Genomic DNA, 18,955 nt, shown 5'->3' with positions numbered 1-18,955 from the left:
GAGATCCGACCGTCGGCCGACTCGGAGTCAGCTCGCCGGTACCGGATTGGCACCCGAACCCTCGGTGATCGTGAGCACGATGGTGCTCTCCGGACCGAGATCCAGCTGCCGTCGACGCGAGTCCGCTCCATCGCCGAGCAGCGCCAACCTCGCCCCGGCCAGTGCAGCGGCCCCGCAGGGCCCGGCGTCCACGCCGAGTTCGGCCAGGCGATGGACGGCGGCGATCGCGTCCTGCTCCCCGACGGCGGCCGCGGCGTCGAGGCCGTGCCGAATGAACGGCCACGCCAGCGATGACGGTGTGCCGCAGTTGAGTCCGGACATGATGGTCTCTCCGGTCTCCACCGTGACGGGGTGCCCCCTATCGAGACTCGCCGAGACGCAAGCGGCGGTCACCGGTTCGACGGCGATGACGCCCGTACCGCGCACCGCGTTCGCGGCACGGTAGTGCGCGAGGGCCGCCTGGAGCAGCGAGCCGACACCTGTCGGCACGAAGACGAGGTCGGGGCCGCCCAGCCCTGCTGCCTGAAGCTGCGCATCGATCTCCTCGAACAGGGTCGAGTAGCCGTCGACGATCCAGCCGGGCACCTCGACGTAGCCGTCCCAGGCGGTGTCCTGAACGAGGACTCCGCCGGTGTCTGCGGCGAATCGTGCCGCTGCGGCGACGGTCGCGTCGTAGTTGCCGGGGTGCTCGACCACTGCGGCTCCTTCATCGCGGATGGCGGAGACGGCAGCGGGATGGATTCCTCCGACGGGCACGAAGATCCGCGCGGCCTGCCCGCTCAGCCGAGCGAACCGCGCCACGGCGCGACCGTGGTTTCCATCGGTGGCGGTGACCACCTCGGCGTCCGATGCTCCGACCGTCCCCAGCGCACGGTGGACGGCCCACGACGCACCGAGCGCCTTGAAGGCGGGCAGGCCCAAGCGAGATGACTCGTCCTTGGCGAACACTCTGCCGACGCCGAGTTCCTCGGCCAGAGTCGGGAGTTCGATGAGGGCTGTGGGCGCGTAGCCATCGAGAGCTCGATGGAACTCGAGCGCCTCGCCGGTCTGTGCCGGACAGGTCCACGAGGCGTCGCGGCGGTTGAGCGTCCACCGGGGTCCCGAGTCGGCGATTTCGGTCATGCTGTCCGTCCTTTGCTCAGTTGTGTGCGCACGAGTTCGACGTAGACGTCGATGCCCGCACCGAGGATTGAGTCGTTGAAGTCGAAGCCGCGGCTGTGCAGCGGAGCGGTGGTGCCCTCGCCGATCTCACCGGCACCGAGGAAGGCGAAGCAGGCCGGCACCACGCGAGCGTACGCGGCGAAGTCCTCGCTGGCGGTGATCGCTCGGCAGTCGCCGTCGACGCGGTCCTCACCGAGCGCCGAGGCGGCTGCGGCGACGACATGATCGACGCAGTTCGCGTCGTTGATCGTCGGCCGGAACACCCGCGAGTAGGACACCGTGCAGTGCGCGCGATGGGCGATGCCGATGCCCTCGGCGATCTCCCGCATCCGGGTTTCGACAAGTCGGCTGTCCTCATCCGTGAACGACCGGACGTCGCCGCGGATGGCGACCTCATCGGGGATTGCGTTCCGCGCCCCGTCGGTGACGAGTTCGGTGCAGGAGACAACCACCGAATCGAGGGGGTCGACGTCCCTGGCGACGATCGATTGGAAGGCCAGGACCACCTCGGCGCCGATCACCATCGGGTCGATGACGAGGTGCGGTGCAGAGGCGTGCCCACCCCGCCCGGTGATGCGGATCTCGAAGTTGTCCTCGGCGGCCATGATCGGACCGCTGCGGACACGGAGTTCGCCCGCGGGCAGGCCGGGGATGTTGTGGAGTCCGTAGACGGCATCGACGGGGAACCGCTCGAGCAGTCCGTCGGCCACCATCGCCTCGGCGCCGGTGCGGGCTCTTCTGCGGGTTGGAACAGCAGCCGCACGGTGCCGTCGAACTCGTCACCGGCGGTGAGCGCCGCCGCGGCGCCGAGGACCATCGCCATATGCCCGTCGTGTCCGCAGGCGTGCATGGCTCCGGGAATCTGCGACCGATGGTCCCGACCCGCAGACTCCTCGATGGGCAGGCCGTCCATGTCGGCCCGCAGCGCGATCGAGCGGGTGCTCGTGCCGCGCGTGAGCGAGGCCACGAGCCCGGTGCCGCCGATGCCGGTCTCCACCTTCCAGCCGAGCTCGGTGCAGACGCGGGCGAGGAACTCGGCGGTCTCGGCGACCTCGAATCCGATTCCGGGAATCCTGTGCAGTTCGTGTCGCCAGGTTCGCGCGAGCACGGCGGGGTCTGCGGTGACGTCCGTGGTGAGGTCCGGGAAGTCCGTGGTGGCGTCCGGTGCGGAGTCGTCTTCGGCACCTCCGGTGGTCTCTGGTGTCACACCCCGATGCTCGCGGAGTCCGGTCAAGGATTTCAACGCAGATGGACAAAGTTCGACGTGTCAGCCGGCTTCGACGCAACATTATTGCGCGTCAGGCCGCAGTGAGCGACACTGACGGGGTGGAAGCCGCACTCGACGAAATCGACCTCAGACTCCTCGACGCCCTGCAGTCCGATGCTCGCCTGCCTCAATCGGCATTGGGGTCGAGGGTCGGGCTGTCGACAGCTGCGGTCAACCGGAGGCTCAGACGACTGACTGAGACCGGAGTCATCAGCGGAACCGCGGTGACCGTGGCACCGGAGAAGCTGGGACGGCCGGTGAGAGTCATCGCCCAGGTCGCGGTCGAAAGCGAGCAGCTCGAGAAGCTCGATGCGCTGCGCTCGGCTCTCACCGCTCGCCCCGAGGTGCAGCAGTGCTACTACGTGGCCGGGGAATGGGACTTCATCCTCATCCTCATCGTGCGCGATATGGGCGAATACACGGCGCTGACGCGCGAACTCTTCTTCGGCAATGACAACGTCCGCCGGTTCAGCACCCATGTCGTCATGGACGCGGCGAAGGTGGGACTCACCGTCGCCCTCAACCCCACTCCACCTGGGCCAAGGACGTCACAGAGCCCCAAAACTACCTGACGGCGTCCCAGCACCCTCGCGCGAGGGTGCTGGGACGCCGTCAGGTAGCAGTGGGGGTGGGGAGCTTCAGCCCAGCAGCTCGCCCAGGCCCGCCTCGATGACGTCGAAGGCATCGCCCAGCAGCTCATCGGAGATCGTCAGCGGCGGCAGGAAGCGCAGCACGTTGCCGAAGGTTCCGGTGGTGAGCACGAGCACGCCGTTCTTCGCGCAGTAGTCGGCGAGCTTCTTCACCAGGTCAGCGTTCGGCTCGATCGAGTCGCGCTCGACGAACTCGGCGGCGATCATCGCACCGCGGCCGCGGATGTCGCCGACCTCGGGGTACTGGCTCTGCAGCTTGGTCAGGCGTTCGGTGATGATCTCACCGATGTGTCCGGCGTTCTCGAGGAGGCCGTCGTTCTCGTAGGACTCGATGGCGCCGAGGGCGGCGGCGCAGGCCGTCGGGTTGCCGCCGTAGGTTCCGCCGAGGCGGCCCGGTCCGACCGAGTCCATGATCTCCGCGCGACCGGTCACGGCCGAGAGCGGCAGACCGCCGGCGATGCCCTTGGCGGTGGTGATGAGGTCGGGAACGATGCCCTCCCACTCGGAGGCGAACATCTTGCCCGTGCGGGCGAAGCCGGCCTGGACCTCGTCGGCGACGAAGACGATGCCCTTCTCGCGGGCGTACTCGACGAGGGTGGGCAGGAAGCCCTCAGCGGGGACGATGAAACCGCCCTCACCCTGGATGGGTTCGATGACGATCGCGGCGACGTAGTCGGAGCCGATCTGCTTCTCGATCATCGTGATGACGCGCTTGGCCGCATCTTCGCCGCTGATCTTCGTGCCCGCCGCATCGTTGTCGCGGAACGGGTAGGACATGGGTGCCCGGTAGACCTCACCGGCGAAAGGACCGAATCCGGCCTTGTAGGGGGCGGCCTTCGCGGTCATCGCCATGGTCAGGTTGGTCCGGCCGTGGTAGGCGTGGTCGAAGACGACGACGGCGTCACGACCGGTGTGGGCGCGAGCGATCTTCACGGCGTTCTCGACAGCCTCGGCGCCGGAGTTGAGCAGCACGGTGCGCTTCTCGTGATCGCCCGGGGTCAGGCGGTTGAGCGCCTCGGCGACCTCGACGTAGCTCTCATAGGGGTTGACCATGAAGCAGGTGTGGGTGAAGGCCTCGAGCTGCTCGGTCGCGGCCTTGACGACCCGCGGGTTCGAGTTGCCCGCGGTGGTCACCGCAATGCCCGAACCGAGGTCGATGAGCTGATTGCCGTCGACGTCCTTGAGGATGCCGCCGCCGGCCGCCACCACGTATGCGGGCAGCGATGATCCGACACCTGTGGCCACGGCCGAAGTGCGGCGGGCCTCGATCTCACGGGACTTCGGTCCGGGGATCTCGGTGACGATCTTACGTTCCTGCGGCAGAGCTTCGCCGCCAATTTCCAAAGCTGTCATAAGGGGAAGAATAGGGGTTCGCGACGGTTCTTGTCATTCCGAGTCCGCAGGGTGGCCAGAACGCGTTTGTCAGCGCGATATCCGATGCGGAATCCGTTGTTCGCGATACGACTCATCAGCGCTGTCGCGAAGCCCGAATTCTAGCGGTGCTGGTTGCGCAGATCGACGTCCTTGTTCCGTCCCGGCAGGTTGAGATCGTGTTCGCGCGAGGGCGCGACGATCGTTTCCTGCGCCCCTGCCACACGGGGTGCGTCCTCACCGATGTCGAAGCTCAGCGGAGCATTGGCGGAGATGTTGCGCTTGATGACGGCCAGGCCGATCGGCCCGAGCTCCCAGTGCAGGGCGACCGAGCTCAGCCGTCCCACGGACCGTTCGGATCCGCGGACCTCGGCGAGCGCCTCGGTGCCGGCCTCGGGGTGGATATGCCCGGACCCGTCGAGGTGGACGAAGACGAGGCGCCGAGGCGGCTGCCCCAGATTGTGCACACGCGCGACGGCCTCCTGGCCGCGGTAGCAGCCCTTGGCCAGGTGCACGGAGGTGCGCAGCAGATCGAGTTCGCCGACGAGGGACTTGTGGTCGATCTCCGCCGGCCCGGGCCGCCAAGCGGCGATCCGCAGGGCCTCCCAGGCGTCGAACCCGGCCAGGGTGAATTCGCTCGCCGAGGTTGCCCGCAGGTCCGCACGCGCGCAGATGCCGATGACGAACGGGGTCTCGAGCCCGGGGTGGTCCTCCCCTGCCACCTCTAGTCCGAGGTCGACCTCGGCATAGGAGGCCGAGCCCGCTCCGATGTGCGGCCAGGGATCGGCCCACAGCTGGGTCACGGGCAGCTTCTCGGGGAGAGTGAGGACGGCGCCGATGCACTGATAGTCATCGCTGAGGTCCTCGATCTCCACGCGCATCATGAAGACCATTTTGCGGAGGAAGTCGAGGGTGGCGTCCGTGGCCATCTCGCTGATCGCCCACAGCGCCTCGCCGTCGTCGACGAGTTTGAGCCAGCCCTCGATGCGGCCGTTGGGATCGAGGACGAGGGTCTCCGTCGACACCCCCGGAGCCAGTCCGTCGAGCTTCTGCGTGGTGATGGAGTTGAGCCAGGTCAGCCGATCGGGTCCGGACAGGCGCAGGACCCGCAGGTGGGCGAGATCGACGATGGCGCCCTTCTCGGCCAGGGCCCGCTGCTCGCGCAGGGGCGAGCCGTAGTGCAGCGGCGTCCGCGCCAGTTCGCCGGGGCCGTAGACCGCGGTCGAACTCAGCGGCTGGGCCAGCGCGGAGGGGCGGGCGGACTCGGTCATCTCAGTCCAGCTTCTTCAGCCGCGCCGAGGCGTGAGAGGCGAGTTCGTGGCCGAGGGCGGCCATGTCCCAGGCCCACATGAGCTCCCCGCCGACGAGTCCGTACATGCGGGTCGACGCGGTGTACTCCTTGGCGGTCTTCGTCCGTGCCACGACGTCGGTCGACAGATCGATGCGCGGTCCCTTGACATGGCCGGCGTAGAGTTCCATGACGCCGTGCGGGTGGACGATCTCGGCTTCGATCTCGAATCCGTCGTCATTCGTGCGCAGGGTCTCGACCGCGGCGGCGCTGGTGAAGCTGGGCTCCTGAGTCGGCACGAGCATTCCCGGGCCCACGTCACCGGCGTCATGCTGGCGCACGAGCTGCCAGATGCCGGTCTCGAAGGTCAGCGTCGATTCGAGTTCGCCCTCCTCGGTCAGCAGCCACGCATGCGCGGTGTACTGGAGGAAGGGAGTGCCCTCATGGGCGACGAAGTCGACTCGCTGCCCGAACTGCTTCTCGGGAGTGTCCGCATAGCCGACCACTCCCACACCCTCCCAGGACCCGATGAGCCAGGACAGGGGGACGAGCTCGGGATGGACCGAGGCGTCTAGTTCGATCATCGAACTCAGCGGTTGTCTTTGAACAGGGAGGTGACGACCTTGATTCCGACACCCAGGGCACCGAGTGCGGCGAGGCCGACGAGGCTGGAGAAGAAGATTTCAAGCACGACGAGGTTATCCATGCCCTCAAGTCTACATTTCCGAGCCGTGCCGTGCGCAGTCGGCCCGAGGGCCGGACAGAACTGACCCGACGGCCGGGACATCAGAGGGCGATGCGTTCGAGAGAGTAGACGACGACACCGCCGAGGGCGATCGGGGTGGCGCCGAGGGCGAGCTGCACGGCGAAGCTGCGGGCCTTCTCGACGTTCTTCTTCAGCTCGATGTTCTGGGCGATCTCGAGGCTGACGGCCTGGTATTTGGCATAGGCGACGAGGCCGAGCATGCGGTCGACGGCGGCGACCAGCAGACCCATGATGGCACCGAGGATGAGGGCCAGCGGCCAGCTGATCGCCTCGGGGAAGATGCTGAACGAGAGGATCCCGGCCACCGCGGTCGCCATCGCCACGGCCAGCGGTGAGGTGTAGATCGCCGGCCACGGCAGAGCGGTCATGCAGCCCGCGGCGATGAGCGAGATGAGACCGACGACGATGGCCTCTTTGTCCCCGGGCACGGTGATCGCGGCGACCCAGGTGCTCGCGGACAGGGAGATGACCACACCGGTCACCTGCGCGGAGACGTTGGCCACGGCATCCGAGGCACCGAGGCCGCGGGTGAGGTTCTGCACGAAGGTCCACAGCAGCCCGAGTCCGGCGAGCACGGGCAGCCAGTCGAGGTACGGAGCCGAGCTGTCGCGCCACGCGGCCAGCAGTCCGGCGAGTCCGAAGAGGAAGAGCATGATCGAGGTGGCCCGGGGCTGCGGGGAGTCCGTGAGACGGGGCCAGCCGTAGGCGACGCCGAAGACGATGAGGCAGGTCGCCAGCAGGAACAAGGTGTAGCCCCAGTACACCGAGGCGCTGAGGGCCAACGCCAGGGCCAAGGCCACGACTACTCGAATCCATCTGATCACCCCACTATCGTGCCCTATCCGATCGCGGCGACGCGATTCGCGGGTCCGGTCTCGCGAGTCCGGTCACCCGAGTTCGGCGTCGGTGGGCACGGCTATACTTTCCTCAGTCGGCACTCGCAGAGGGGATGGATTGAGCACATGCGGATCCTGCACATCAGCCCCGCCGCCCGCCTCGATGCCCCGCTCGCGCCCGAGTCCCTGCAATACCTCGGCCACCACATCGAACGCCGCGACATCGCGCACCTGAGCACCGCGGCCGCCGAGACCATCACCGCCGATGTCGTCATCGCCGATGCCTGCCTCGATCTCTCCCTCGCCCCCGCCATCGCCGAGGTGCTCACCGCCAGGAATCTCACCGTCCCCGTCATCGTCGTGCTCAGCGAAGGCGGGCTGGCGACCGCCTCGGCGCGTTGGAATGTCAGCGATATCGTGCTCACCTCCGCAGGCCCCGCCGAGGTGGAGGCTCGGCTGCGGATGGCCCGCGACCGAGGCCTCTCCCCCGCCCAGGCCGGAGCCGGATTCGCGGGCCGTTCCGGATACACGGGGCGGGCGAACCTCGGCGAGCAGACAGGCGGAGGCGGAGCGGTCGGCCCCTCCGCGACCGGCGGCGCCTACGGAACCCCCGGCGCCGAGGCGTGGAACGCCGACGGTGAGCCGATGGTCGTCGTCACCGGAGCCCTGCGCATCGACGAGACCGCGTTCACCGCCGATCTCGGCGGACGCAGCCTCGACCTGACCTACCGCGAATTCGCCCTGCTGAAGTTCTTCGCCATGCACCCCGAACGCGTCTTCACCCGCGATGAGATCCTCTTCGCCGTATGGGGCGACGACTACTACGGCGGCACCCGCACCGTCGATGTGCATGTCCGCCGCCTGCGTGCGAAACTCGGCAAAGACCTCGAGAACGCCATCCACACGGTGCGCAACGTCGGCTACCGCTTCAGCGCGGATTCCATGACCGACGATGACGACGAGGCGGCTGAGGCGGACGAGACCGAACGACGCAGTCCGCACGAAACGAGCGAAGAGAACGAACCGAGCGAGGAGGACCTGAGCGCATGAGAATCGACACCAGCGGAGCCGTGGTCGGGGCCCCGATCACCCCCCTCGCCGAGGCCGAGCGCGGCTTCCTCGACCAGGTGGCCGAGTCCGACGGCTCCCCCGAGATCTCGGGCGGGCTGATGGCCATCGCCACCGGCGAGGACACGAGCCACGAGGCGCAGACGGCCTCGAGCGTGTGGCGGGTCTATGACGACGAGGACACCCTCATCGGCTTCGGTATCCGTGCCCTGCAGGGCGAGCGACATGCCGCCGAACTCCTCATCGCCCCCGAGCATCGCGGCCGCGGACACGGTGCCGCTCTGCTCGCCGCGATCCTCGACGAGGCGCCCGAAACCTGGTGCTGGGCCCACGGCGACCACCCGGCCGCGCAGGCACTTGCGAGCAGGCACGGGCTCGGCCGCGACCGGGTGCTCTATCAGATGAGCACCGGTGAGGGTCTGAGCCTCGATGAGCTTCCGGAGACCACGGCCCCCGACGGTGTGAGGATCCGCTCCTTCGCCCCCGGCGACGAGGACGGCTGGCTGCAGGTCAATAACGCCGCCTTCGACTGGCACCCCGAACAGGGCTCGCAGACCCGCGCCGACATCGATGCGATCGTCACCGCCGCCGACTTCGACCCCTCCACCATCGTCATCGCCGAACGCGCCGGTGACGTCATCGGCTTCCATGAGATCAAACTCACGGATCCCGAGCCGTCCACGGGCACGTCCGGCGGCCTCGGCGAGGTCTATGTCGTCGGCGTGGACCCGGCCGTCCATGCCAAGGGCGTGGGCAGGGCACTGACCGTCGAGGGCATGCGGCGGATGGTCGCCGCCGGCGCCGAGAGGATCGAACTCTACGTCGAGTCCGACAATGCTCCGGCGCTAGGCTTGTACGAGCGGCTTGGCTTCCATGTCGCGGTGGCGCACGTGTCCTATGCGCCGGCTTCCTCGACCGAACCCACCCAGGAGTAGATCGATGTACGACATCGCAGCCATCGGCAGGGAACTCGACCTGCCGGAACCCGAAGATCGCTTCCTCGATCGCGAACTCAGCTGGCTGGCGTTCAACGAACGCGTCCTCGACCTCGCCTCCGACCCGGAGATGCCCCTGCTCGAGCGGGTCCGCTTCCTGTCGATCTTCGCGACCAATCTCGACGAGTTCTTCATGGTCCGCGTCGCCGGCCTCAAACGCCGCATCAATACAGGACTGGCCGTGCCGAGCGTGACCGGGCGGATGCCGCTGCAGGTCATGCACGCAATCGGCGTGCGTGCCCATGAGCTGATGACCAGGCACGCCGCCCTGCTCAAGGAAGACATCGGACCCCGCCTCGACGCAGAGTCGATCACAAAGGTCGCCGTCGACGATCTCACCGCGGACGAACGGGCACGGGTCGACGAATTCTTCGCCGGTCACGTCTTCCCCGTCCTTACCCCGCTGGCCGTGGACCCGGCCCACCCCTTCCCCTACATCTCGGGGCTCTCGCTCAACCTCGGCGTGCTCCTGCGCTACCCGGACTCGGGCAAGGAGCTCTTCGCCCGGGTCAAGGTGCCCCCGCGCCTGCCCAGGTTCTTCAACGTCGCCGAGGCGTCCGACCGTCCCGTCGGACGCGACGTGCCCGCCCGCTTCGTCGCCCTCGAGGACATCATCGCCGAACACCTCGACACCCTCTTCGAAGGCATGGAGGTCATCCACCACTCGACCTTCCGCGTCACCCGCAACGAAGACCTCGAGGTCGAAGAGGACGATGCGGAGAACCTGCTCAAGGCTCTGGAGAAGGAGCTGCTGCGCCGCCGTTTCGGGCCCGCGGTGCGCGTGGAGATCACGGAGAACATCCATCCGCGGGTGCGCGAGATGCTCAAGGACGAACTCGGCATCGACGAATCCGAGATCTACCACCTGCCGACCCCGCTCGACCTCTCCGGAATGTCCGACATCGCCGATGTCCCGCGCGATGACCTGCATTTCGCGAAGATGGTCCCGCAGATGAACAAGGACCTGTCCCTGCGGGAGTCGAGCGATCAGGTCGATGTCTTCGCGGCCGTGAACAGCCGCGACATCCTCCTCCACCACCCCTACGACTCGTTCTCGACCAGTGTGCAGGCCTTCCTCGAGCAGGCCGCCGCGGACAAGAACGTGCTCGCGATCAAGCAGACCCTCTACCGGACCTCCGGGGACTCCCCGATCATCGAGGCCCTCGTCGATGCCGCGCAAGCGGGCATCCAGGTCCTCGCGGTCGTCGAGATCAAGGCCCGCTTCGACGAGGAGGCCAACATCACCTGGGCCCGCAAGCTCGAGCGGGCCGGGGTCCATGTCGTCTACGGCATCGTCGGACTCAAGACCCACGCGAAGCTCTCCCTGGTCGTCCGTCAGGAAGCCGAGGGACTGGCCCGCTACTGCCACGTCGGCACCGGCAACTACCACCCGAAGACCGCGCGCGGCTATGAGGACTTCGGCCTGCTGACCAAGGACATGGCCGTCGCCGACGACCTCACGAAGCTGTTCAACCAGCTCTCCGGCTATGCGCCCCGCGCCGAGTACTCTCGTTTCCTCGTCGCCCCCACCCGGGTCCGAGCCGGGCTGACCGAGCTGATCGAGGCCGAGACCGCCATCGCCGAGGCGGGCGGTGAAGGGTCCGTGCGGATCAAGGTGAATTCGATCGTCGATGAGGCGATCATCGACTCCCTCTACATGGCCTCCCGCGCGGGGGTGAAGGTCGAGGTCTTAGTCCGCGGGATCTGCGCCCTGCGCCCGGGTATCCCGGGCCTGAGCGAGAACATCACCGTCCGGTCGGTCCTCGGCCGCTTCCTCGAGCATTCGCGGGCCTTCGTCTTCGGCAACGGCGGCGACCCTATCGTCTACATCGGTTCGGCCGATATGATGCACCGCAACCTCGACCGGCGAGTCGAGACCCTCGTCCAGCTCGCCAACGCCAACCACAAGGACGAGGTCGTCGAACTCTTCGATCTCGCCTTCGCGGAGTCCACCTCGGCGTTCGAACTCTCCGCCGACGGCAGCTGGAGCCGCTCGACGAAGGATGCCGAGGGGCAGCCGCTCACCGACTACCAGACAGAGCTCATCCGACGTCACCGGAAACGCCGACTGGTCGGGGACGAAGCGTGAGTCCGGCATCGGTCGATTCCGCGCAGGTCTCCTCGCGGGTCAGTGCCGATATCCTCGCCGCCGGAGCCGTCTGCTGGCGGCTCGGAGCCGAGGGACTCGAGGTCGCCCTCATCCACCGTCCCCGCTACAACGACTGGTCCTGGCCGAAGGGCAAGGTCGAGCCCGGGGAGACCCTGCCGGAGACCGCGATCCGCGAGGTCAAGGAGGAGACGGGACTCGACATCCACCTCGGCGTCCCGCTGCCTTCGGCGGAGTACATGGTCGGCGGCAAGAACATCAAGAAGGTCTTCTACTGGTCGGCCCAAGTCAAGGCCGACCAGGCTCTCGGCTCCGACAATGTGCGTGAAGTCGATGAGGTGAAGTGGTTTCCCGTCGGGAAGGCGCGGACGAAGCTGACCTCCTATGCCGACCGCGATCAGCTCGATGCGCTCGAGAAGTATCACGAGACGGATGCGCTGCGGGCCTGGCCGCTCGTCCTCGTCCGCCACGGCAAGGCCTTCCCCCGCTCCAAATGGTACGAGACGGAGCATGTCCGACCGCTGCTCAAGCTCGGCACCCGGCAGGCGATGGCGCTGACCGGCCTGCTCGAGGCGTGGGAGACGAAGAAGCTGATCTCGAGCCCGTGGAAACGCTGTGTCGCGACCCTGGCTCCGCTGTCGGCGGCGACGGGCAGATCGATCAAGAAGGTCGCGTGTCTGAGCGAGAAGGCCACCGCGGGCAATCCCGAGAAGACCGCCCGGTACATCGAGAAGCTGCTCGAGAAGGGCCGTCCGGTCATCTACTGCACCCACCGTCCGGTGCTGCCGACCATCCTCGCCGTCTACGCCAAACACGCCCCGAAGCGGATCGCTGCGAAGCTGCCGAGCGAGGACCCGTATCTCAAGCCCGGCGAGATCCTCGTCGCCTACGTCCGGCCCGGCGCCGTGCCGCGCATCGTCGACATCGAACGCGTCCGACCGATCGACGCCTGAGGGGCTGAGCGCTGAGGGGTCGCCGGCCGAGGTCTCACCTGAGGGGCCGGCGGCCGAAGTCAGACCCGCCTCAGCGGCCATCCTTTCACGATCCGGGCCCGCCCTGTGACAGAGCGCTCAGAAGGCTTCCAACGCTTCAGCTCTCATTCACCTCCCATTCACTTCACTACACCCGCCGCTTTACGCGCGATCCTTAGCGTGGACCACGAACGATCGAGAATCCTCGAGTTGTGTCCACGACATGAAAGGCATCTTCGTGAAGCTGAAGCACCTTGCCCCCTCCGCCGCGATCCTGGCGGTCGGCGCGCTCACCCTGTCGGCCTGCGGCGGAACCTCCGCCACCGGGGAAGACACCAGCGGTGGCGACAGCGACCTCCAGGGCACCCTGACCGGCATCGGCGCCTCCTCGCAGAAGGCGGCCATGGATGCCTGGACCGCGGACTTCACCTCGGAGAACTCCGGCGTCACCGTCAACTACTCGCCCGACGGCTCCGGTGCCGGACGCGAGCAGTTCCTGGCCGGAAACGCCCAGTTCGCCGGTTCCGACGCCCACCTCGATGACGACGAGGTCGAGGCCGGCAAGGAAGCCTGCGGTGCCGACGGCGCCTACGAATTCCCCGTCTACATCTCCCCCATCGCGGTGACCTTCAACGTGGAGGGCGTCGACGAACTCAACCTCTCGCCCGACACCATCGCGAAGATCTTCAAGGGCGAGATCACCAACTGGAACGACGACGCGATCAAGGCCGACAACCCCGACGCGGAGCTGCCGGACCTCAAGATCACCGCCGTCCACCGCGCCGACGACTCGGGCACCACCGAGAACTTCGCCGAGTACCTCAAAGCCACCGCCGAGAAGACCTGGGACGCCGAGGTCGACGGCAACTTCCCGAAGGACTTCGGCGGCGAAGCCGCTCAGGGCACCGACGGCGTCATCCAGACCGTCTCGGACACCGACGGTGCGATCGGCTACGCCGACGCCTCGGCCGTCGGCGACCTGGGCACCGCCAAGGTGAAGGTCGGCGAGGAATTCGTCGAACTCTCCCCCGAAGCCGCCACCAAGGTCGTCGACGCTTCCGAGAAGGTCGAGGGACGCGGCGAAGGCGACCTCGCCTTCGACCTCGCCCGCGACACCACCGAGTCGGGTGCCTACCCGATCGTGCTCGTCTCCTACCACCTGGTCTGCTCGTCCTACAAGGACCAGGAGACCGTGGACATGGTCAAGGCCTGGGAGAAGTTCGTCGTCTCCGAAGAGGGACAGAAGTCCGCTGCGGACTCCGCCGGTTCGGCTCCCCTGTCCGACGACCTGCGTTCGCAGATCGAGACCGTCATCGACTCCATCAAGGTTGAAGGCTGACACTTGGTCTCTGACCTGGAGAAATGATCAGCTGAGGAGCGGCGCAGCACCCACTGCGCCGCTTTTGGGCGCCTAGGGATCCGAGGACAGGATCCACCACAAGTTTCACGAGGAGCACTTGTGCCGACCAGCACGCAAACCACAGAGTCCGGCCCAGCCGGGCACTCCGAGCCGGAGAACGGACAGAAGTCCGGCCCGGCGAACGGACCGAAACCGAAGGCCGTCGTCCGCCCCGGCGACAGGATCTTCTCCGCCGCGACTCTCATCGCCGGCATCCTGATCCTGCTCATCCTGGCAGGCGTCGCCCTGTTCCTGTTGGCTCAGTCCAAGGACACGATCCAGGCGCAGATCTCGGATCCCTCGTCGATCACCGGCGGCAACGGCTTCCTCCCCTACGTCTGGCCTCTGGTCGTCGGCACGCTCATCTCGGCGGCCATCGCCCTGGTCGTGGCCACGCCCTTCGCCCTCGGCATCGCGCTGTTCACCACGCACATGGCACCGCGGAAGTTGGCTCCGGTCCTCGGCTACGTCATCGACCTGCTGGCGGCCATCCCCTCGGTCGTCTACGGCCTGTGGGGCATCGCGCTGGCCGGCAACCTCACCAGCTTCTACCTGTGGCTGTCGAAGTGGTTCGGTTGGATCCCGATCTTCGCTCCCGCCGAGGACGGATCGGTCTCGCAGACAGGCCGCACCCTGCTCACGGCCTCCCTCGTGCTCTCGATCATGATCCTGCCGATCATCACCTCCCTGACCCGGGAGATCTTCCTGCAGACCCCGCGCCTGCAGGAAGAGGCGGCGCTTGCGCTCGGCGCCACGCGCTGGGAGATGATCCGGATGGCCGTGCTGCCCTTCGGCAAGTCGGGCATCGTATCCGCGACCATGCTCGGCCTCGGACGCGCCCTCGGTGAGACCATGGCCGTGGCCATGATCCTCTCCCCCGGTCTGCTCACCGCCTCGCTCGTCGTCAGCGGCAACCAGACGATCGCCTCGGAGATCGCCCAGAACTTCCCTGAGGCGGCCGGACTGCGCCTCTCCGAGCTCATCACCGTCGGCCTCGTCCTCTTCGTCATCACTCTGCTGGTGAACATGGGTGCCCGCGCCATCGTCGCCAAGACTTCCGTGAAGGGCAGTTGATCATGTTGACCTCTTCGAACAACACAATCACGAAGTCCCGGAAGCTGACCTCGAAGCAGCTTCCCAAGGCCACCCCCTGGATCGTCGCCGTCGCCTCGATCCTCGTGGCGATCCTCATCAGCTTCATCGCCTTCGGCGGGTTCAACATCCCCGTGGTGGCGGTGCTGGCGGGCCTCATCAACCTGGTCGCGGTCTTCGTCCTCTCCGCCTCCTACGAAGGACGCCGGAAGGCCACCGACCGTGTCGCCACGACCCTCGTCACCTCGACGTTCATCCTCGCCTGCGTTCCCCTCGTATCTCTGCTGTGGCTGACCATCTCCAAGGGCGGCGCGGCGATCAGCGGCGACCTCCTCTCCCGGACGATGCTCGGCATGAAGGGCGTGCTCGATCAGCAGTACGTCGCCGGTGAGGCCTCCCTGGCCGGCGGCTTCTACCACGCGATCGTCGGCACAGTGCTCATCACCCTGGCCGCCTGCATCATCTCGATCCCCATCGGTGTGCTCACGGCGATCTATCTCGTCGAATACGCGCAGAAGAACCGTCTGGGCAAGGCCATCACCTTCCTCGTCGACGTGATGACCGGCATCCCCTCGATCGTTGCCGGTCTCTTCGCCTTCGCACTGTTCTCGACCCTGGCCAACGTGCTCATGCCGGGTTCGGCGGGCATCGCCAAGACCGGCTTCACGGCCGCGGTCGCCCTGTCGGTGCTGATGATCCCGATCGTCGTGCGCAACACGGAGGAGATCCTCCGCCTGGTGCCGATGGATCTGCGCGAGGCCTCCTACGCTCTGGGCGTGCCGAAATGGAAGACGATCGTCAAGATCGTCCTGCCCACCTCGGTGTCGGGAATCCTCTCCGGCGTCACCATCGCCATCGCCCGCGTGATCGGCGAGACCGCCCCCATCATGGTCACCGCCGGGTTCGCCAAGGCACTCAACTGGAACCTCTTCTCCGGATGGATGTCGACGCTGCCGACCTTCATCTACGATTCGCAGCTGCGCCCGGTCTCCCCCGGCTCCGCTGCACTCGCCAGCTCCGAGCGCGCCTGGGCAGCCGCCCTCGTGCTCGTCGCCCTGGTCATGCTGCTCAACCTGCTGGCCCGGATCATCGCCAAGGTGCTGGCACCGAAGGCCGGGCGCTGATGGGCCGGGCACACCGGGACCGCACGGTCCGCGCGGTCCGCACGAGCGGCGAAGGCCAGGTCCGCACGACCGGCGAGGGCCACCTCGGCGCACTCCAGACTTCTGCAATACTGACCTCACGGTCCTGACGATAGGGAAACACAATGTCCAAACAGATCGACATCAAAGATCTCGACATCTTCTACGGTGACTTCCGCGCCGTCGACGGCGTGCAGATGCAGATCAAGCCCCGCTCCGTGACCGCCTTCATCGGCCCCTCTGGCTGCGGCAAATCCACCGTGCTGCGCACGCTCAACCGCATGCACGAGGTCATCCCGGGCGCCAGCGTCTCCGGTGAGGTCCTCATGGACGGCAACGACATCTACGGCGCCGGCGTCGACCCGGTCAACGTCCGCCGCGAGGTCGGCATGGTCTTCCAGCGTGCGAACCCGTTCCCCACCATGAGCATCAAGGAGAACGTGCTCGCCGGTGTGCGCCTGAACAACAAGCGCCTGTCGAAGTCCGAGGCCGACGAGCTCACCGAGCGCGCCCTGCGCGGCGCGAACCTCTGGAACGAGGTCAAGGACCGCCTCAACCTGCCGGGCTCCGGTCTCTCGGGCGGTCAGCAGCAGCGTCTGTGCATCGCCCGCGCGATCGCCGTCGAACCCGAGGTCCTGCTCATGGACGAGCCCTGCTCCGCGCTCGACCCGATCTCGACCCTGGCCATCGAGGATCTCATCAACGACCTCAAGGACAAGTACACGGTCGTCATCGTCACGCACAACATGCAACAGGCCGCTCGCGTGTCCGACAAGACCGCGTTCTTCAACATCGCCGGCACCGGCAAGCCCGGCAAGCTCATCGAGTTCAACGAGACCTCGGCGATCTTCTCCAACCCGGACAAGGAAGAGACCGAGAACTACATCTCCGGCCGCTTCGGATGATCTGAGGGCGGCGGCGGGGGTCGCTGCGGCACAGTTGGCCGCGAGCTGCGGCTGAGCCGCCCGCGCCGCGGCGGCACGCACCTGCGTCGCACGACTCGCACGACCTGCGAAGCTCGATTGTTCGGCCACTCCACAGCAGATATGACGCCAAATCTGCTGTGGAGTGGCCGAACAGTTTCTGTCTGCCCCTCTTTCCCGGGGGCGTCATGCCGCCGACACCCGTGAAGCCATTAGGGCCGGTGAAGCCGCCGCGCCCATCCGAATCGACGTCGGCTCCGGATCACAGATTGAACGAGCAGAATATGTCGAAAGGATCGTCATGACTTCGCCGCTCGCAGCTTCGGTCTCGCCGACGCGTTCGGGCCGAACCACCGTCCAGATCGTCTCTGCCATCTTCGGCGCCGTCTTCCTGCTGGTGGGCGTCCTGGGATTCGTTCCGGGCATCACGCAGAACTTCGACACGATTGTGTTCGCCGGACATCATTCCGAGGCTGCCCTGCTGGGCATCTTCCAGGTCTCGGTGCTCCACAATGTCGTCCACCTGCTCTTCGGCATCGTCGGGCTCGTGGGCCTGAGATCACGCGGCCTCGCGAAGGCCTACCTCGTCATCGGCGGCATCGTCTATGCGGTGCTGTGGATCTACGGCCTCGTCGTCCCGATGGAGTCGATGGGCAACTTCGTCCCCCTCAACACCGCCGACAACTGGCTCCACTTCGTCCTGGCGGTCGCAATGATCACCACCGGTTTCGTGTTCGGCCGCAAGGTCAGGGCCTGAGCCTCGCCGAGGTGGGCCGGCGCGGTCCGGATCGGCCCTGCCGAAGCCTCGGGTGAACCTCGCCGAGGTAGTCAAGCCACACTGATCCCCGCCGACTCGACCGGTCCGGCGGGGATCGGTCCGGCGGGGATCGGTCGTTGCGGCCCGGCCCCTACCCGAGCCCGAGTTTGACCACCGCACCGATGCCGATCGCCAGCAGTGCGGCGGCCGGAATGGTCAGCAGCCAGACTCCGAAGACGGGGACGAAGAACCGCGCCCGGGCGTGGCCTTTGCGTCCGGCATACTGTGTCCCGAGGATCGCCGGGCCGAGGACGAAGGTCAGCGACACGGGCACCCGCATGATGATCGCCGCGGTGTACATGAGCACCGAGGCGGTCGCATCGGCGGTCGCGGATTTGACCGGATCGAGCTTGGCCATGCGCACCGACAGCGTCCGCACGACTCGCCACCCGCTCAGCCCCGTGCCGGCCGCGAGGGCTGCGGCGATGAGCAGGCGCACCGGCCAGGAGATCTCGAGCACGGACAGCTCCGTGTGCGGGCTCGTCTCGACGGCGAGGAGGCCGACCATCACCAGGGCCGCGATCTTCTGTGCGTCCTGGACGCCGTGGACCAGTGACAGCGAGGCGGTGAGCACGGAGTCGACCATCCGTGCCCCGCGGAACAGCGGCTTCGGCGGGGTCGAGGCGAAGATCTTCGACAGCAGCAGAGTCAGTGCCCACGAGAGCACGAATCCGAGGATCGGCGAGAGCACGAGCGGCCACACCACCGAGTCCATCGCCTCGTGGGAGTCGATCGTGAATCCGAGCACGATCCCGGCCCCGAGCAGGCCGCCGATGAGACAGTGCGTCGAGGACACCGGCAATGCCAGGTAGTAGGTGAAGAGACTCCAGATCGTCGCCGAGGCGAAGGCGATGATCAGCGAGGTCAGCACCACCTCGGGCGCCCCGGAGAAATGCACGATCTGGTTGGCCACGACGAAGGCGATGCCCTCCCCGAGCAGCGCGCCGATGAAGTTGAAGACGACGGCCAGACCGAGTGCCCAGCGCGGATTCATCGCGCGCCCGACGACGGCGTTGCCGATCGTCAGCGCCGCGTCATGGAAGCCGTTCGAACCGGCGAACATCACCGCGGCCACGATGACGCCCGCCAGCAGCAGCTCCAC

At 67.1% G+C, this 18,955-nt stretch carries 17 protein-coding genes and 1 pseudogene; 10 read left to right on the top strand and 8 right to left on the bottom strand.

The genetic code is table 11. The annotated features are described in order from the left end of the window. Positions 1-27 precede the first annotated feature (27 nt). The 3 genes and pseudogenes from CV023_RS05645 to CV023_RS18975 form a co-directional block, all read right to left on the bottom strand. Entirely contained in the window at positions 28-1,122 is a 1,095-nt protein-coding gene (locus tag CV023_RS05645; RefSeq protein WP_230744489.1) for a pyridoxal-phosphate dependent enzyme, read from the bottom strand. After that, on the bottom strand, positions 1,119-1,874 hold the full coding sequence (locus CV023_RS05640) for an amidohydrolase (RefSeq protein ID WP_269067187.1): 756 nt from the start codon (positions 1,872-1,874) through the stop codon (positions 1,119-1,121). The genes CV023_RS05645 and CV023_RS05640 overlap by 4 nt, the downstream gene beginning before the upstream one ends. Before the next feature lie 29 nt (positions 1,875-1,903). Beyond that, positions 1,904-2,128, bottom strand: a pseudogene (locus CV023_RS18975) (M20/M25/M40 family metallo-hydrolase); the annotation flags it as partial. Between the two features lie 341 nt (positions 2,129-2,469). On the opposite strand from CV023_RS18975, the gene CV023_RS05635 reads away from it, so the two are divergent. Then, on the top strand, positions 2,470-3,000 hold the full coding sequence (locus CV023_RS05635; RefSeq protein WP_230744488.1) for an Lrp/AsnC family transcriptional regulator: 531 nt from the start codon (positions 2,470-2,472) through the stop codon (positions 2,998-3,000). Between the two features lie 66 nt (positions 3,001-3,066). Here the strand turns inward: CV023_RS05635 and gabT are convergent, their stop codons facing one another. The 4 genes from gabT to CV023_RS05615 form a co-directional block, all read right to left on the bottom strand. Continuing rightward, entirely contained in the window at positions 3,067-4,431 is a 1,365-nt protein-coding gene (gabT, locus tag CV023_RS05630; protein WP_230744487.1) for a 4-aminobutyrate--2-oxoglutarate transaminase, read from the bottom strand. 140 nt (positions 4,432-4,571) lie between these two features. Further along, entirely contained in the window at positions 4,572-5,720 is a 1,149-nt protein-coding gene (gene ygfZ / locus CV023_RS05625) for a CAF17-like 4Fe-4S cluster assembly/insertion protein YgfZ (RefSeq protein WP_230744486.1), read from the bottom strand. Position 5,721: 1 nt separating this feature from the next. Next, positions 5,722-6,321, bottom strand: a complete 600-nt coding sequence (locus tag CV023_RS05620) for an FABP family protein (protein WP_230744485.1) — start codon at positions 6,319-6,321, stop codon at positions 5,722-5,724. A gap of 202 nt (positions 6,322-6,523) precedes the next feature. After that, complete coding sequence (locus tag CV023_RS05615; RefSeq protein ID WP_230744484.1) at positions 6,524-7,327, bottom strand: ammonia permease; 804 nt, start codon at positions 7,325-7,327, stop codon at positions 6,524-6,526. A gap of 138 nt (positions 7,328-7,465) precedes the next feature. Between CV023_RS05615 and CV023_RS05610 the strand changes: the two genes are divergently transcribed. From CV023_RS05610 to CV023_RS05570, 9 genes are all read left to right on the top strand, one after another. Continuing rightward, positions 7,466-8,389, top strand: a complete 924-nt coding sequence (locus CV023_RS05610; protein WP_230744483.1) for a winged helix-turn-helix domain-containing protein — start codon at positions 7,466-7,468, stop codon at positions 8,387-8,389. Next, entirely contained in the window at positions 8,386-9,342 is a 957-nt protein-coding gene (gene mshD / locus CV023_RS05605; RefSeq protein ID WP_230744482.1) for a mycothiol synthase, read from the top strand. The genes CV023_RS05610 and mshD overlap by 4 nt, the downstream gene beginning before the upstream one ends. Positions 9,343-9,346: 4 nt before the next feature. Continuing rightward, complete coding sequence (locus CV023_RS05600) at positions 9,347-11,491, top strand: RNA degradosome polyphosphate kinase (RefSeq protein ID WP_230744481.1); 2,145 nt, start codon at positions 9,347-9,349, stop codon at positions 11,489-11,491. After that, positions 11,488-12,462, top strand: a complete 975-nt coding sequence (locus tag CV023_RS05595) for an NUDIX hydrolase (RefSeq protein ID WP_230744480.1) — start codon at positions 11,488-11,490, stop codon at positions 12,460-12,462. The genes CV023_RS05600 and CV023_RS05595 overlap by 4 nt, the downstream gene beginning before the upstream one ends. A gap of 256 nt (positions 12,463-12,718) precedes the next feature. Then, positions 12,719-13,819, top strand: coding sequence for a phosphate ABC transporter substrate-binding protein PstS (pstS, locus tag CV023_RS05590; protein WP_230744479.1), 1,101 nt, complete (start codon positions 12,719-12,721; stop codon positions 13,817-13,819). A 243-nt stretch (positions 13,820-14,062) separates the two neighbouring features. Continuing rightward, complete coding sequence (pstC, locus tag CV023_RS05585; protein WP_442859930.1) at positions 14,063-14,953, top strand: phosphate ABC transporter permease subunit PstC; 891 nt, start codon at positions 14,063-14,065, stop codon at positions 14,951-14,953. 2 nt (positions 14,954-14,955) lie between these two features. Beyond that, positions 14,956-16,095, top strand: a complete 1,140-nt coding sequence (gene pstA, locus CV023_RS05580; protein ID WP_230744477.1) for a phosphate ABC transporter permease PstA — start codon at positions 14,956-14,958, stop codon at positions 16,093-16,095. Positions 16,096-16,238: 143 nt separating this feature from the next. After that, positions 16,239-17,018 carry a phosphate ABC transporter ATP-binding protein PstB gene (gene pstB, locus CV023_RS05575; protein WP_230744476.1) on the top strand — a complete coding sequence of 260 codons (780 nt, stop codon included), beginning with the start codon at positions 16,239-16,241 and terminating at the stop codon, positions 17,016-17,018. A gap of 319 nt (positions 17,019-17,337) precedes the next feature. Then, a complete protein-coding gene (locus tag CV023_RS05570; protein ID WP_230744475.1) occupies positions 17,338-17,793 on the top strand; it encodes a DUF4383 domain-containing protein in 456 nt (151 codons plus the stop codon). A gap of 151 nt (positions 17,794-17,944) precedes the next feature. Here the strand turns inward: CV023_RS05570 and CV023_RS05565 are convergent, their stop codons facing one another. Further along, positions 17,945-18,955 (bottom strand): inorganic phosphate transporter, encoded by a 1,011-nt coding sequence (locus tag CV023_RS05565; protein WP_230744474.1) that lies wholly within the window; start codon positions 18,953-18,955, stop codon positions 17,945-17,947.

It is taken from the genome of Brevibacterium sp. CCUG 69071, from assembly GCF_021023135.1.
Lineage (GTDB): Bacteria > Actinomycetota > Actinomycetes > Actinomycetales > Brevibacteriaceae > Brevibacterium.
The sequence above is the reverse complement of the archived record's forward strand: the minus strand, read 5'-3'. Positions and strand labels throughout refer to the sequence as shown.

Bases quoted from the DNA above. Each gene is read 5' to 3' on its own strand.
- CV023_RS05645 (WP_230744489.1), bottom strand. From the start codon at position 1,122: ATGACCGAAATCGCCGACTCGGGACCCCGGTGGACGCTCAACCGCCGC.
- CV023_RS05640 (WP_269067187.1), bottom strand. From the start codon at position 1,874: ATGGTGGCCGACGGACTGCTCGAGCGGTTCCCCGTCGATGCCGTCTAC.
- gabT (WP_230744487.1), bottom strand. From the start codon at position 4,431: ATGACAGCTTTGGAAATTGGCGGCGAAGCTCTGCCGCAGGAACGTAAG.
- ygfZ (WP_230744486.1), bottom strand. From the start codon at position 5,720: ATGACCGAGTCCGCCCGCCCCTCCGCGCTGGCCCAGCCGCTGAGTTCG.
- CV023_RS05620 (WP_230744485.1), bottom strand. From the start codon at position 6,321: ATGATCGAACTAGACGCCTCGGTCCATCCCGAGCTCGTCCCCCTGTCC.
- CV023_RS05610 (WP_230744483.1), top strand. From the start codon at position 7,466: ATGCGGATCCTGCACATCAGCCCCGCCGCCCGCCTCGATGCCCCGCTC.
- mshD (WP_230744482.1), top strand. From the start codon at position 8,386: ATGAGAATCGACACCAGCGGAGCCGTGGTCGGGGCCCCGATCACCCCC.
- CV023_RS05600 (WP_230744481.1), top strand. From the start codon at position 9,347: ATGTACGACATCGCAGCCATCGGCAGGGAACTCGACCTGCCGGAACCC.
- pstA (WP_230744477.1), top strand. From the start codon at position 14,956: ATGTTGACCTCTTCGAACAACACAATCACGAAGTCCCGGAAGCTGACC.
- pstB (WP_230744476.1), top strand. From the start codon at position 16,239: ATGTCCAAACAGATCGACATCAAAGATCTCGACATCTTCTACGGTGAC.
- CV023_RS05570 (WP_230744475.1), top strand. From the start codon at position 17,338: ATGACTTCGCCGCTCGCAGCTTCGGTCTCGCCGACGCGTTCGGGCCGA.